The organism is Sulfurospirillum diekertiae (assembly GCF_002162315.1).
Taxonomy (GTDB): domain Bacteria; phylum Campylobacterota; class Campylobacteria; order Campylobacterales; family Sulfurospirillaceae; genus Sulfurospirillum.
The window spans coordinates 2,622,736-2,637,216 of the sequence record NZ_CP021416.1 but is presented as its reverse complement, the minus strand read 5'-3'; the positions used below and the strand labels follow the sequence as shown (position 1 = coordinate 2,637,216).

Here is a 14,481-nt window from a genome sequence, read left to right as displayed (position 1 = left end):
TAGAATAAAGCCTTATTTCGTTTTGTGGAGCAGCATTTGAGAATTATTTTAGCCACGTCCAATCAAGGAAAAGTGAAAGAGTTTCAGTCATGGATCAGCGAGTACGAAGTGGTTGCGTACAGTGATGTTATGCCTGCTTTTGAGATCGATGAAACGGGCTTAACCTTTAAAGAAAATGCTCTGATTAAAGCGCGCGCCGTGTATGAAAAACTGGAGCGTAAAGACGACATCGTTTTAAGCGATGACAGCGGCATTAGTGTGCCTTCCTTAGGTGGAATCCCCGGTATTTACAGTGCGCGTTATGCAGGAATTAATGCGAATGCTAAAGAGAATCTTACCAAATTGATTGCGACCTTAAAAGAGAACGGTCTTGCAAAAACACCCGCGTTTTACACGGCAGCGATTGCGCTTGTGTGTGCCAAAGGTGAATTTTGTGTACATGGCTGGATGCACGGTGAAGCTATAGCAGAGGCTCGTGGAAACAATGGTTTTGGCTACGATCCGATGTTTGTTCCCTGCGGATTTGAGCAAACCTTGGGTGAACTGGATGAAAGTGTCAAAAAAGCGTTTTCACACCGAGCCCGCGCGTTGGAGCTCGCGTATATCGTGCTTAAAAGCTTGAAATAAAAACGTAATCAAATCACATTAAAATGTAAATCAGGCTTTTTTGATAATGGCTATGGTGCATAGCTCTTATTAAAGAAGCCTCATAATGAAACCTCAAAGGATAAAAATGGCAACAGTATTAATTATTGGCGCGGGTGGGGTGAGTCGTGTCGTCACCAAAAAATGTGCGATGAACAGCGCGGTATTTTCACACATCGTCTTGGCAAGCAGAACCAAATCAAAGTGCGACCAAATCGCAAACGAGATCAAAGAATCTTTACATGTAAACATTGAAACGGCTGCGATTGATGCGGACGATGTGGATGCGTTGGTGGTTTTAATCGAAAAAGTAAAACCCGCTTTGGTGATGAACATCGCCCTTCCATACCAAGATCTTACCATCATGGATGCGTGCATTAAAACCAAAGTACCTTACCTTGATACCGCAAACTACGAGCATCCAGATCTCGCAAAATTTGAGTACAAAGAACAATGGGCAAGAGATAAAGCGTTTAAAGACGCGGGCATTATGGCACTTTTGGGCAGTGGATTTGATCCGGGTGTGACGAATGTTTTTTGTGCCTATGCACAGCAATACCTTTTCGATGAGATCAACTCTATCGACATCTTAGACTGTAATGCAGGCGATCACGGTTACGCATTTGCGACCAATTTTAATCCCGAAATTAACCTTAGAGAAGTGAGCTCCAAAGGGCGTTACTGGGAAGAGGGCAAGTGGATCGAGACTGAGCCAGTGTCTGTGAAAATGGTGTGGGATTACCCCGAAGTAGGGCCAAAAGACAGTTATTTGCTGTACCATGAAGAGTTAGAGTCTTTGGTTCAAAACATCAAAGGGCTTAAACGTATTCGCTTCTTTATGACGTTTGGTCAAAGCTACCTCACGCACATGAAATGTTTGGAAAACGTCGGTATGCTGCGCATTGATGAAGTGGAAGTCGATGGTGTGAAAATTGTGCCGATTCAACTCTTAAAAGCACTCCTTCCCGACCCAGCAAGTTTAGGACCTAGAACCGTTGGCTTTACCAACATCGGCTGTGTATTTGAAGGACTCAAAGACGGTCAAAAACGAAAAATCTACATCTACAACGTCTGCGATCACCAAGCGTGTTACCGCGAGACAGGTGCGCAAGCGGTCAGTTACACCACAGGCGTGCCTGCGATGATCGGCGCTAAAATGATGTTAGAAGGTAAATGGGCTGGTAAGGGTGTGTTCAATATGGAACAATTCGATGCAAAACCCTTTATGGACGAGCTCAACACCCAAGGGCTTCCTTGGAAAATCATCGAAATGAAACCTGAGGAAACGTTCGAAGTTAAGTAGGTTTCTTGCATAATTGCAAGAAACCTCTGCCTTGTAAAGGCAAGCTTTAGTGCCACAGCGGCTAGCGTAGCTTTTTTAGGCTTTGCCTAAAAAGCGTTATAAAAATATGATGTCTCTTGCTTAAAGCTTTACATGTAAAGTTTTGAGCTCCCTCTTTGACAACTTTACATGTAAAGGATGATCATGTCAAAAAAAGCAAAAATCTTATGGACAACGGATAACAAAGAAACCGCCTTATTAATGGTATGCCTTTATGCGCACAATGCCATTTTAAAGGGCTGGATGGATGAAGTTGAGGTGCTTGTTTGGGGTGCTTCGCAACGTTTAATCACTGAAGATGCAGAAGTAAGAGCCAAAGTGGAAGCGATGATAAACGACGGTGTCAAAGTCGTGGCGTGCCTTAAATGCGCTGACACGATGGACATTACTGCTCCACTACAAACGTGTGGTATTGATGTTTTTTACACGGGCGAGTTGCTTAGTTCGTGGATCAACTCAGGTGAAACCATTCTTAGCGTATGAAAACACAAACTATTCTCATCACAGGGTGCTCTTCGGGCATCGGTTACACCTGTGCACATGGGCTTAAAAAGTTAGGTTACACTGTTTTTGCAACGTGTCGTAAAGATGAAGATGTGAAGCGTTTGCAAGCTGAAGGTTTGAATACTTGTAAACTTGACCTTTGCGATTCAAGCAGTTTACATGTAGCCCTTGCGTGGATGCTTTCACAAACGGGTGGTCGCATTGATATACTCTTTAATAATGCCTCTTTTGGACAACCAGGAGCCGTGGAAGACCTCAAACGAGATGTATTACGAGAACAGTTTGAAACCAATGTTTTTGGAACCGTTGAGCTTACGAATTTAGTGCTTCCTTATATGCGAAAACAAGGGCATGGACGGATTATTTTCAACAGCTCTATTTTAGGATTTGTGGCGATGAGTTACCGAGGTGCATACAACGCTTCAAAATTTGCGATTGAAGGACTAGCCGATACGCTGAGACTGGAACTTCATGGCAGTGGCGTTGACGTTGTTTTGATTGAGCCAGGTCCAATTCGCAGCAATTTTCGTAAAAATGCACTGGCAAAGTTTCTTGCCAACATTGACCAAGAGCGCTCCGCACACAAAGCAATTTATGAAAAAACACTTGGGCGCCTTCAAAAAAATGGTGACAGTGCTTTTACCTTAGGCGCTGAGGCGGTCTTAAAAGTCTTGGTTGAAGCGATGGAGTCTGCAAAACCAAAATTTCGCTACCCCGTTACGTTCCCTACTAAGCTTTTTACCATATTAAAACGCATTTTACCAACATGTATTATGGATTCGATCGCTAGAAAAGCGGGGGAATAAGAAGTCTCAAAAGAGACCTCTTCTCAAGTTCTAAATTTATTCAAAATGGCATTGAGTTTTTCAGTCAATGAGTTAAGATGCTCACTTGCACCCGCGATCTCTTCGACGCTTCTCGTATTTTGGGTTGAGAGTGTGTTGATCTCTTCAATTTTAGAGACGATTTCTTCTATTTTTGCCCCCGTTTTAATATAATCGGTGACGGTTTTGTCGTTCAAGTTGGTCGCAAGGTTCATCATATCAACGGTTATGTTGATTTTTTTACCCACATCTTCCGCAATCACAGAGAGCTCTTGTACCTCTTTAGAGTTTTTATTCATTTGGTCACTGCTATCCATGATGGCTTGAACAATGATATTAATGGTGGCATTGATCTCCACTAGACTTTTTTGAGTACGTTCTGCCAAAGTGCGTACTTCATCAGCAACAACGGCAAAGCCTCTTCCATGTTCCCCTGCGCGCGCAGCTTCGATTGCGGCATTGAGTGCTAAAAGGTTGGTTTGATCGGCGATATCACTAATGACCGTTAGAACATTTTTCACTTGATCGGCGTCGGAACTAAGCTGTTGAATTTTTTGTGCGAGTTCCATCTCCGTGTGGGCGCTGTTTTGAACACGTTCCCCTAACTGTTGGACAAATCCTCGAGCTGTTTTCAGTTCTTGGTTCGCTTTGATGACCTCTTCTTTAGAGGCTTTTGCTTCTTCCACTGACACACTGATCTCTTTTTTAATGATAGTAGACATCTGCGTTGTTTGATTGATGATATTGGTTGAGTCCTCGACACGTTTACCGACTTGCAAGGTTGTGACAGAAAGCTCGTGTGCGATTGAAGCATTTTCGCTGCTGGTATCCTTGGCAAGGGCGATGGTTGCACGCACTTTTTCAATGAAATTGTTGATCTCTTTGGCTGCACCACCAATTTCATCATGGTGTTTGATGTCTAACTGTTTGGTAAGATCGCCATCTCCTTCTGCAAGGTTATGGGCTGTTGCTTGGAGATTGAGCAAAGGTGTTGCAATAAGGCCAGTAATAAGAAAATAAATGGCAAAAATAGCTAAAAGTGCCACAATAGCACCTGATACAATCGTTCCAATCAGCATAGCATTGATGTTGGAGTTGACTTTTTTGTCCTGTGTCGCCGTGTATGCTTCAATGGAGTCTGTGTAAAGACCTGAAACTATAATCCAATCCCACGCTTTAAAATACTTGGCATAGGCAATTTTTGGAGCATCTTGTTTGGTTTTAGGATGTTCAAAATAGTACGGTACAAACGTACCTTCCTCCATATTCTTGGCTACATTTTGAACGATTTCATCACGGTACATATTGCCGTGAGAGTCTTTGATGCCTAGTTTAAACTCTTTGTTTTTTTGCGAAGGATTTGTTGCATGAAAGGCATAGGCATACCCTTTATCTGTTTTTTTGATGGCATAAAAATAACCATCGTCTGCATAGCGGAGTTTTTCTAAAACCTTAATGGCTTCATTTTGGTAGCGTTCCTTAATACTGGACGCATAATCGCCTGTGCCAATCACCAAATCAAGTGGTTCATAGTAAAAGTTGTAAGAGAGCTTTGGCTCATCCACTTTGGTGACAGGATGTGGCCAAATAAAACGCGTGACGCCTGTTCCCTCTTTGGCAGCTTTAATAAGATCTTTAATGACGAAGTTTCCTTCTTTATCTTTCATATCCATGAGATTTTTACCGACAAGCGCTTTGTTGATAGGATGTACCACATTAATACCCTCGGTTGAATAGGCATAAAAGTAGCCAATGTCGTTGTTATAGCGATACCCATTGATGAGGCTTAAAAGCATGGTTCTAAGCTCTGCACTGGAGAGTTTATCTTTATTGTTTTGATAAACATCATCCAAGGTTTTTTTCAAACTCATAGCGTCTGATTTAATATTTTGTGCGATGTTTGCTTCGGAAGAAGAAGCTTCGTAAAAGGTGCTAATGGCATTTTCAGCCATACGTGTATACGCTTTCAGCTCATTTTTGCTGAGATCTAAAATAAGCTCTTCAGTATCTTTTGTTTGTGCTTTTCTAAGTTCATTTGATTTATAGGCCATAACGAGCAAAGAAGCTCCAGCAACAAAAAAAATCGTTAGTGTAAATAACAAGAGCGCTTTTATTTTAATGCTTAGATTATGCATATCTTATCCTTGGGTGGAATATCACTATTATAGTATCGGTATTATGATACAAAATGATGATATTTCTAGGTGTTTTTTCCATTAAGGCAAAAAATGTTACATTTCATGTGTAATTTTGGGAGAAATGTATGTTAAAAATAAGTCGTATCGAAACTATTTTACATGAGATTAAAACACCGGTGTATGTGTGTGAAGAGCAGTTATTAGAGCAAAACTTGACTCTTTTAGAAGAGGTTGCCAAACGTTCAGGTGCTACCGTTTTACTCGCTCTTAAAGGCTTTGCATTTAAAGCACTTGCTCCTTTGGTCGATCGCTATTTGAGTGGCTGTACTTGCAGTGGACTTCACGAAGCTAAATTTGCGAAGGAGTATTTTAAAGGTACGATTCATACCTATTCACCTGCCTATAAAGAAGAAGATATCGATGAAGTGATTGCTTTAAGTGATCATCTTATTTTTAACTCGTTCAATCAATGGGAAAAATACAAAGTAAAAGCGATTGGCAAAACAAGTTGTGGCTTGCGTCTTAACCCTGAAGTCTCTTCCAGCCCTGTCGATCTTTACAACCCTTGTGGTCTTTACAGTCGCTTGGGCATCACCAAAGAAAATATGCAGTATGACAAACTTGAAGGCATTGAAGGGCTTCATTTTCACGCCCTTTGCGAACAAGATGCATCTGCACTTGAAGCGGTTTTGAAAGGGTTTGAGGAACGATTTGGTGATTTGATTCCTCGTATGAAATGGGTCAATTTTGGAGGAGGGCATCACATCACGCGTGAGGGCTATGATGTGGAAAAACTCATCTCCCTTATCAAGGATTTTAGAGCCAAATACAATAATATCAAAGTCTATTTAGAACCGGGTGAAGCCGTGGGCTGGCAAACAGGCCCTTTGGTGGCAAGTGTGCTTGACATCGTTCACAACGGCATGGACATCGCCATTCTCGACATCTCCGCAGAAGCGCATATGCCAGACACGCTTGCGATGCCTTATCGTGCCGCGATTCGAGGTGCAGGTGAAGTAGGTGAAAAACCTTATGTATACCGCCTTGGAGGGCCGACGTGCTTAGCCGGCGACATCATGGGGGACTACAGTTTTGACGTGCCACTGAAGATTGGTGATAAGCTCATCTTTGAAGATATGATCCATTACACGATTGTTAAAAACACCACCTTTAATGGCGTAAAACTACCTGATTTAGCCGTGCTTCACAAAGATGGACGCTACGAAGTGACGAGCCAGTTTGGGTATGATGAGTATAAAAGACGTAATTAGAAATCTTTACATGTAAAAGAGGAAGTCATGCACTTTTTCTTTTACATCCTAACAAAATCCTTATCTTTTAACCCAAAATCAAGATATTTCCCCGCTTTTATCTGCTCTATACTTTCCTAAATGACAAAAAAGGAAAACAATGGTTGCAGATATAACCCTTTTTATAGGCTTTTTAATTTTGCTCATAGGAGCGGCGAAAGCATACAGTGGGTTTTTTACCAAAGTGTTGGTGGGTGAGAAAAACGTTTTAACACTTATTCTTGCACCGGTAGAAAATAGTCTTTATCGCTTGTGTGGCATCAATCCTCAGCTTGAGATGAACTGGAAAAAGTACGCTTTGGCACTGATGCTCTTTAATGGTGCGGGCATCGTACTTGTGTTGGTGGTGCTTTTGTCACAACATCTTTTGCCACTCAATCCACAAGGCTTACCCGCTTTGCCCTTCGAGTTAGCCTTTAATACGGCAGTGAGTTTTGTGACCAATACCAACTGGCAAAATTACAGTGGTGAGAGTACGATGAGCTATTTCTCTCAAATGTTTGTCTTAAGCGTGCAAAATTTTCTCTCCGCTTCAACCGGTATTGCGGTAGCCGTAGCTTTTATGCGAGGTATTATCTCTAAAGAGAGCGAGTCTATCGGCAATTTCTGGGCGGATATGGTGCGCGTAACACTCTATGTTTTACTCCCGCTCTCTTTGGTGTATGCGCTCTTTTTGATATCACAAGGTGTCATTCAAAACTTCGCTCCTTATGTCAGCGCAGTGACATTAGAAGGGGCACATCAGAGCATTCCGATGGGGCCTGTGGCTTCACAAGAGGCGATTAAGATGTTAGGAACGAATGGTGGAGGTTTCTTCAATGCAAACTCCGCGCATCCTTTTGAAAACCCGACCCCACTTTCTAACTTTGTGCAGGTTTTTTCCATCCTCTTCTTGCCCATTTCATTGCTTTTTGTCTATGGAAAAATGAGCCAAAAAAGCGGTGAGGGACGTTCTATCCTGATCGCGATGGTTGTCCTTTTTGTGTTGATGTTAGGTTCTCATTATGTGTCTGAAAAATTTGGCAATCCTGAAATTTCAGGCATTGTAGGGGAGAGTGCGATGGAAGGCAAAGAGGTGCGTTTTGGCATTGCCTCAACCTCACTTTTTTCAGTAGCTACAACGGCAGCATCGTGCGGTGCGGTCAATGGTATGCACGATAGTCTCACTCCGCTTGCAGGTATGGTGACTATGGTGCAGATGATGCTCGGTGAGATCGTCATCGGCGGTGTGGGCGCAGGGTTTTACGGCATGATGGCGTATGTCATTTTAAGTGTGTTTATCGCAGGACTGATGATAGGCCGTACACCTGAGTACATGGGCAAAAAGATTGAAGCCAAAGAGATGACTTATACCGTCATAGCTGTATTGCTTCCAGGCTTATGCATCCTTCTTTTTACGGGCTTATCACTTTTAATCCCCGATGCCACCAGCTCCATCTCCAACCCTGGACCGCATGGGCTTTCTCAAGTTCTTTATGCCTTTAGTTCGGCGAGTGCAAACAATGGCAGTGCTTTTGCAGGACTCAGTGGCAATACACTTTACTATAACTACGCACTTGCCTTGTGTATGTTTGTGGGACGTTTTGGTGTGATTATCCCCATGTTAGCGATTGCGGGAAGCTTGGCACGAAAGAAAGTCGTTCCCTTTGGTAAAGGCACACTCAATACCCAAAGTGCGCTTTTCATCACCCTTTTGGTGGCAACCATTGTGTTAACGGGAGCGCTCACGTTTTTCCCTTCACTGGCACTTGGCCCTGTGATTGAGCATTTGATGATGCTTGAACACATCTCTTTTTAAGGAATGAGTATGAAAAAACGAAATAATTCTAGCTACAACCAAGCGATTATTAAAGACGCATTCAAAGGGAGTATTGCAAAATTAACTCCCAAAGAGCAGCTCAAAAATCCGATCATTTTTGTGGTCTATTTGGGTACATTCATTACGGGCTTTATATGGCTTTATGAGAGTAGTCAAGGAGTTATCTCTCTTTTTGGATTTGAATTTTGGGTCTTTGCATGGCTCTTTTTTACCGTCCTTTTTGCCAACTTTGCAGAAGCATTAGCCGAAGGCAGAGGCAAAGCACAAGCGAGTGCGTTACGTTCAGGCAAAAAAAGTAGCAGTGCCAATAAGTTAAATGAGGATGGTAGTCTTTCAAAAGTGAGCTCGCAGAGCCTTAGGGTGGGTGATGTCGTCGTTGTCAGTGCGGGTGAAGTGATTCCAAGCGACGGTGAGGTCATCAAAGGCATTGCGAGCATTGATGAGAGTGCCATCACCGGCGAGTCAGCTCCCGTCATTCGTGAATCAGGAGGGGATCGCAACTCGGTTACGGGAGGTACGCTTGTTTTAAGTGATGAGATTACGATCAAGATCACGAAAAATCCGGGTGAGACGTTTTTGGATCGCATGATTAGCCTCATTGAAGGGGCTAAAAGGCAAAAAAGTCCGAATGAAATTGCGCTCTCGATTCTGTTGATGGGCTTGACCGCTATCTTTATTGTGGTGACGTTAACCCTTAAACCGATGGCGTTACATGTAAACGCAGATATTTCTGTTGTCTCCTTGATTGCACTTTTGGTCTGTTTGATTCCTACAACAATCGGGGGGCTTTTAAGTGCCATTGGCATTGCGGGAATGGACAGGTTGCTTAAAAAGAATGTGCTGGCAATGAGCGGTAAAGCGATAGAGGCTGCGGGTGATGTCAATGTGTTATTGCTCGATAAAACAGGCACGATCACCTTTGGTAACCGTATGGCAAGCGTTTTTCTTCCTATTGACATCAAGGAGATTGATACTTTGGCGTATGCCGCATTGTTAACATCACTTTCCGATGACACACCTGAGGGGAAAAGTACGGTCACTTTGGCGCAAAATCATTATGGCGCTAAGGAACCGGCTAATCTTAAAAGTGCCCAGTTTATCCCCTTTAGCGCCTATACGAGAATGAGCGGACTTGACCTTGATGGCAAGGAGTACCGCAAAGGGGCGGTGGATGCCATTGAAAAATTTGTCACCGCAAAAGGAGGAAAGTTCCCCAAAGAGGCACACGATATGTGTATGCAAATCGGTAAAAAAGGTGGCACGCCTTTGGTCGTATGCGAGGGCAGTAAAGTCTTAGGGGTGATTCATCTCAAAGACATCATCAAACCTTCCATCAAAGAGAAATTTGCCGAGTTTAGAGGCATGGGCATTAAAACGGTGATGATTACGGGAGACAATCCTATCACGGCTGCTGCGATTGCCGCCGAAGCAGGTGTGGATGATTTTGTCGCCGAAGCAACCCCCGATACCAAAATAGCGCTCATTCGTAACTACCAAAAAGAGGGTTTCACCGTTGCGATGACGGGGGATGGTACCAACGACGCGCCTGCCCTTGCCCAAGCCGATGTGGGACTGGCAATGAACAGCGGAACCCAAGCAGCTAAAGAGGCTGCCAATATGGTGGATATGGACAGTTCGCCTACCAAACTCATCGAAGTGGTTGAGACAGGTAAAGAGCTTTTGATGACCAGAGGTGCGCTAACGACTTTTAGTTTAGCCAATGACATTGCGAAGTATTTTGCGATCATTCCCGCCCTCTTTGTAGTGGCGTTTCCTCAGATGGAAGTGCTCAACATCATGCACCTTTCATCGCCCGAGAGTGCTATTTTATCAGCGGTTATTTTTAACGCGTTGATCATTATCGCACTGATTCCTCTGGCGATTTCAGGGGTTGGGTATAAAGCCTTGGGTGCAGATGTGGTGCTAGGAAAAAACTTGGTTATCTATGGACTTGGCGGTATTATCGCTCCATTTGTGGGGATAAAACTGCTTGATATGTTGCTTGCAACATTGCATCTTTTGTAAAAGGAAGACTATGAAAACACTACTTCAATCCGTTAAATTGCTTTTAGTCATGACATTTTTACTCGGAGGTGTCTATCCTCTTGTGGTGACAAACTTAGGTGCATGGGTTTTCCCAACCCAAAGTTCTGGGCTATTACTGGAAGATAATGGATCTGTTATAGGCTCAGAGCTTATCGGGCAAAATTTTTCCAAAGAGGGTTATTTTATCGCTAGACCCTCTGCTGCGGGGGATGATGGCTACGATGCACTCTCATCCAGTGGGAGTAATTTAGCACCAACAAACAAGCTTTTGTTGGATAGAATAAATGCTAGTAAAGAAGCTTTACATGTAAGATTTGGCGAGGGTGACATTCCCAGTGATTTGGTGATGAGTTCAGGCAGTGGGCTTGACCCGCATATCTCGAAATTAGCAGCCCTTTATCAGGTCAATACCCTTGCAAAAGTGCGCCATGTCGATAACGTTCAGATGCTAGAGCTTGTCAATCAACATATTGAGCGAAAATTTTTGGGTTTTATAGGTGAGGAGAGGGTCAATGTCCTTCTTTTAAATCGTGCGTTAGATAAAAACTTTGGAGTTTTAAATCCTTAAGATGAATGAAGATGTCTTAGAAACGAGTGATCCCGTTCTTCAAGAGATCAAAAACAGACGCGAAACGGGTGAGCTAACGCTCTTCTTTGGAGCTTTAGCAGGTGTGGGCAAAACCTACACCATGCTTCGTAATGCCAAAGAGCTACTCAAAAGCGGTACACGCGTTTGCATCGGTTATGTGGAGATGCACGGTCGTGCTGAAACAGAGCGTTTAACCCAAGGCATCCCTTCCATTGCACCTAAAAAGATCGTGTACCGTGGAAGTACACTGTATGAACTTGATATTGATGCCATTTTGGAAGCCAAGCCCGATGTGGTGCTCATTGATGAGTTGGCTCACAGTAATGCGCCCACCTCAAGGCATCAAAAGCGTTATCAAGATGTTTTAGAGATATTAGACAATGGCATTGATGTTTACAGCACGATGAATGTCCAACACCTTGAAAGCCTTAACGATTTGGTATTGCAAATTACGGGTGTGAAGGTCACTGAAACCGTTCCCGATAGTATTTTGGAACGCGTCGATAAAATCCAAATCATCGACATCCCTCCTGAAAAATTGGTTGAGCGGCTTAAAGAGGGGAAAATCTACAAACTGCAAAGCGTTGAAAAAGCACTGATGAACTTTTTCAAGCTTGGCAACATCAATGCGCTTCGAGAAATTGCCCTCAAACAAGCCGCAGGACGCGTGAGCAAAGACGTTTACGAGCTGTACAAAGAGAATAAGCTGGAGCGTTGGGAAGCGGTTGAAAAGGTGATGGTGTGCATCGATGGCAGTGAATTTTCCGCCAATTTGATTCGCTATGCCAAGCGGCTCTCTTCGCAGATGAATGCGGAGTGGATCGCGCTGTATGTCGATGACTTCTCAACTAATAACCGTGAAAAACTGGCTAAAAATATCCGTTTAGCCGAAGAGTTAGGCGCTGAGGTCAATACGGTTTCGGGGCAAGATGTCGGCGAAGAGATTTTAAAACATGCCAGAGCGCGGTTTGTAACGCACATCGTTGTGGCGAAACGCAAAAAGAATTTTATAGGCAAGTTTTGGCGAATGGATATTGCCGATGAACTGCTCAATGCAGGCGATGAGTTTTGCATTATTTCGTACATTAACAAAACCAAAGAGCAGACCTTAGAATCTTATGTGATTGAAGAAGAAGAGAAAAAAGAGGAGATGCCTTTGTGGCACTCTCTTTTTGGTTTAGGACTGCTGGGTATCATCACGTTTGGGTGTATTGTTTTTAGAAATTATTTAGAGCTCCTCAATGTTGCACTGCTCATTTTGATTCCTGTGCTGATTGTCGCCTCAAGGGGTGATATGAAAACATCTATGCTCATTACGTTTGTGGGTGTGGGGCTTTTTAATTACTTTTTTGTTCCTCCTATTTATACCTTTGTCGTAACGGATATCTCACATTTGTGGAGTTTTTTCATCTTTTTCATCGTTGCGTATCTGATCTCATCGCAAGCCAAAAAGTTAAAACTCATTGGCGAGGTGATACGCGAGCGAGAAAAAAGGGTAAGACGACTGTATAAACTCAGTCGCAGGGTAACAGCAGTGTCTGAGATAAAGCAGGTGATTAAAATAGCGATGCCTTTAATTGCCGAATCGCTCGGCAAAGAGACCTTCTTTTTCTTGCGTCGCCATGTGGATGAGATGCCAAAACTCTATGCGCATTATGATCCTCAAAGTCCACTTTCCAGTAAAAAACACGATGCCATGTTTGAAAAATTAGAGGCTATTTTTATCTCTTCGAGCGAGAAAGCCGTCCTTGATTGGTGTTTAGACAATGGCAAAATAGCTGGAGCAGGTACGGATACCTTTTTGGCCTCGGACATGCTCTATATTCCCATTCAAAGCCGCGATATTGTGTATGGGGCTCTTGGGATTAAAATCAAACAAGATGAGATGAATACGGAGTTTAAGATGTTTTTAGACTCGGTCACCAGTGTCATGGCAGTCTCTTTTGAGCGTATTTCACTCTCTGAAAAAAACAGTAAAAATGCGATTACACTCGCACGTGAAGAGCTTAAAAATGCGCTGTATGGTTCGATTTCGCATGATTTACGAACACCGCTTGCTTCCATCTTGGGGATGGTCTCGATGCTGAAAACAGATGAGACATGGTTGGATGAGAAAAAACGCGTTATTATCTCTCAAGTCATTTTTAGTGCAAAAAAGATGGAACGCCTGATGAATAATTTGCTCGATTCGGCACGGTTTGAAAGCCATAAAGTGGTGCTTAAAAAAGATTGGTGCGATGTCGCAGACATCTTCTCTCAAGCGGCGAAAGAGTTTGAAGATATCTTAAAAGAGCGCAATTTTAGCATCAAGATTGAAGAAGAATCGGGCATTTTTAAAGCCGATTGCGTTTTGATAGAACGTGTGGTTGTCAATCTTTTGGAAAATGCGATTAAATACTCGCAACATGGAAGTGCCATTACCTTAGGGTTTCAAAAAGAGGGGGCATGGTGTAAAATCTTTGTTTTAAATGAAGACAGTCACATTAGTGACGAAGACCTTAAAATGGTGTTTGAGAAGTTTTTCAGAATTAAAGGCATTAGCGATGATATTAATGGCAGTGGTTTAGGGCTTTTTATCTGCAAAAAAATTGTAGAAGCGCACGGTGGAACCATTTGGGCAAGAAATGTGGAAAACAGTGTCATTTTTGAGTTTAACATCCCCATAGAGGAGGAATAATGTCTCAACCTAAATATAAAATTTTGATCATCGAGGATGATAAACAGATTCAAAAGCTTTTAGAAGTGAGCCTTGAAGAGCATGCTTTTCTCTTAAAATTGTGCGGTACGCAAAAAGAGGGCATGTCTTATATGATTCAGTTTAATCCTGATCTGATTTTGTTAGATTTAGGGCTTCCCGATGGTGATGGAAAGCTGTTTGTGCAAAAAATACGCGAGTTTAGCAATATCCCCATTATTATTGTCTCGGCACGAAATGGCGAACAAGAGATCGTAGATTCACTCAATCTTGGAGCGGATGATTATGTGGTAAAACCATTTTTCACAGGAGAACTCGTTGCTCGCATTAACTCTGCACTTAGGCATGCTCAAAAAAAAGAAAGCACACCACTGCTCAAAGTTGGCACACTTGAGCTTGATCTTGAAAAACGTGAATTTAGGTTAGAGGACGTGCCTTTGCATCTCACCCCACTCGAATTTAGCCTTTTAAAATTTTTTATGCAAAACAGTGGTAAGGCTCTAACCCATGCGCAAATCTTAAAAAAATGTCTGGGGTGTTGGCTATCAAAGCGATACTAAAATCCTGCG

At 42.8% G+C, this 14,481-nt stretch carries 10 protein-coding genes and 2 pseudogenes; 10 read left to right on the top strand and 2 right to left on the bottom strand.

Going from position 1 to position 14,481, the window contains the following annotated elements; genetic code table 11:
* Positions 1-36 precede the first annotated feature (36 nt).
* From rdgB to Sdiek1_RS13485, 4 genes are all read left to right on the top strand, one after another.
* Entirely contained in the window at positions 37-627 is a 591-nt protein-coding gene (gene rdgB, locus Sdiek1_RS13500; RefSeq protein ID WP_087439578.1) for an RdgB/HAM1 family non-canonical purine NTP pyrophosphatase, read from the top strand.
* Positions 628-733: 106 nt separating this feature from the next.
* On the top strand, positions 734-1,948 hold the full coding sequence (locus Sdiek1_RS13495; protein WP_087439577.1) for a saccharopine dehydrogenase family protein: 1,215 nt from the start codon (positions 734-736) through the stop codon (positions 1,946-1,948).
* A gap of 183 nt (positions 1,949-2,131) precedes the next feature.
* Positions 2,132-2,470 carry a hypothetical protein gene (locus tag Sdiek1_RS13490; RefSeq protein ID WP_087439576.1) on the top strand — a complete coding sequence of 113 codons (339 nt, stop codon included), beginning with the start codon at positions 2,132-2,134 and terminating at the stop codon, positions 2,468-2,470.
* Positions 2,467-3,297, top strand: coding sequence for an SDR family NAD(P)-dependent oxidoreductase (locus tag Sdiek1_RS13485; protein ID WP_087439575.1), 831 nt, complete (start codon positions 2,467-2,469; stop codon positions 3,295-3,297). Before Sdiek1_RS13490 ends, Sdiek1_RS13485 begins: the two co-directional genes overlap by 4 nt.
* A gap of 23 nt (positions 3,298-3,320) precedes the next feature.
* Here Sdiek1_RS13485 and Sdiek1_RS15710 read toward each other — a convergent pair.
* Positions 3,321-4,319 (bottom strand): annotated as a pseudogene (locus tag Sdiek1_RS15710) (methyl-accepting chemotaxis protein); the annotation flags it as partial.
* A gap of 168 nt (positions 4,320-4,487) precedes the next feature.
* Positions 4,488-5,366, bottom strand: a pseudogene (locus Sdiek1_RS15705) (cache domain-containing protein); the annotation flags it as partial.
* Between the two features lie 212 nt (positions 5,367-5,578).
* Here Sdiek1_RS15705 and nspC point away from each other — a divergent pair.
* From nspC to Sdiek1_RS13450, 6 genes are all read left to right on the top strand, one after another.
* Positions 5,579-6,724: a carboxynorspermidine decarboxylase gene (nspC, locus tag Sdiek1_RS13475; RefSeq protein WP_192866752.1), complete on the top strand. Its 1,146-nt coding sequence runs from the start codon at positions 5,579-5,581 to the stop codon at positions 6,722-6,724.
* Positions 6,725-6,863: 139 nt separating this feature from the next.
* Positions 6,864-8,561 carry a potassium-transporting ATPase subunit KdpA gene (kdpA, locus tag Sdiek1_RS13470; protein ID WP_087439573.1) on the top strand — a complete coding sequence of 566 codons (1,698 nt, stop codon included), beginning with the start codon at positions 6,864-6,866 and terminating at the stop codon, positions 8,559-8,561.
* 9 nt (positions 8,562-8,570) lie between these two features.
* Positions 8,571-10,607, top strand: a complete 2,037-nt coding sequence (kdpB, locus tag Sdiek1_RS13465; RefSeq protein ID WP_087439572.1) for a potassium-transporting ATPase subunit KdpB — start codon at positions 8,571-8,573, stop codon at positions 10,605-10,607.
* A 10-nt stretch (positions 10,608-10,617) separates the two neighbouring features.
* On the top strand, positions 10,618-11,196 hold the full coding sequence (gene kdpC / locus Sdiek1_RS13460) for a potassium-transporting ATPase subunit KdpC (RefSeq protein WP_087439571.1): 579 nt from the start codon (positions 10,618-10,620) through the stop codon (positions 11,194-11,196).
* A gap of 1 nt (position 11,197) precedes the next feature.
* Positions 11,198-13,894 carry a DUF4118 domain-containing protein gene (locus Sdiek1_RS13455; RefSeq protein WP_087439570.1) on the top strand — a complete coding sequence of 899 codons (2,697 nt, stop codon included), beginning with the start codon at positions 11,198-11,200 and terminating at the stop codon, positions 13,892-13,894.
* On the top strand, positions 13,894-14,472 hold the full coding sequence (locus tag Sdiek1_RS13450) for a response regulator transcription factor (protein WP_238099028.1): 579 nt from the start codon (positions 13,894-13,896) through the stop codon (positions 14,470-14,472). The genes Sdiek1_RS13455 and Sdiek1_RS13450 overlap by 1 nt, the downstream gene beginning before the upstream one ends.
* Positions 14,473-14,481: the final 9 nt, after the last annotated feature.

Excerpts from the sequence above, each read along its gene's own strand:
- Sdiek1_RS13495 (WP_087439577.1), top strand. The coding sequence starts at position 734 with ATGGCAACAGTATTAATTATTGGCGCGGGTGGGGTGAGTCGTGTCGTC.
- kdpC (WP_087439571.1), top strand. The coding sequence starts at position 10,618 with ATGAAAACACTACTTCAATCCGTTAAATTGCTTTTAGTCATGACATTT.
- Sdiek1_RS13490 (WP_087439576.1), top strand. The coding sequence starts at position 2,132 with ATGTCAAAAAAAGCAAAAATCTTATGGACAACGGATAACAAAGAAACC.
- Sdiek1_RS13450 (WP_238099028.1), top strand. The coding sequence starts at position 13,894 with ATGTCTCAACCTAAATATAAAATTTTGATCATCGAGGATGATAAACAG.
- Sdiek1_RS13485 (WP_087439575.1), top strand. The coding sequence starts at position 2,467 with ATGAAAACACAAACTATTCTCATCACAGGGTGCTCTTCGGGCATCGGT.
- nspC (WP_192866752.1), top strand. The coding sequence starts at position 5,579 with ATGTTAAAAATAAGTCGTATCGAAACTATTTTACATGAGATTAAAACA.
- kdpB (WP_087439572.1), top strand. The coding sequence starts at position 8,571 with ATGAAAAAACGAAATAATTCTAGCTACAACCAAGCGATTATTAAAGAC.
- Sdiek1_RS13455 (WP_087439570.1), top strand. The coding sequence starts at position 11,198 with ATGAATGAAGATGTCTTAGAAACGAGTGATCCCGTTCTTCAAGAGATC.
- kdpA (WP_087439573.1), top strand. The coding sequence starts at position 6,864 with ATGGTTGCAGATATAACCCTTTTTATAGGCTTTTTAATTTTGCTCATA.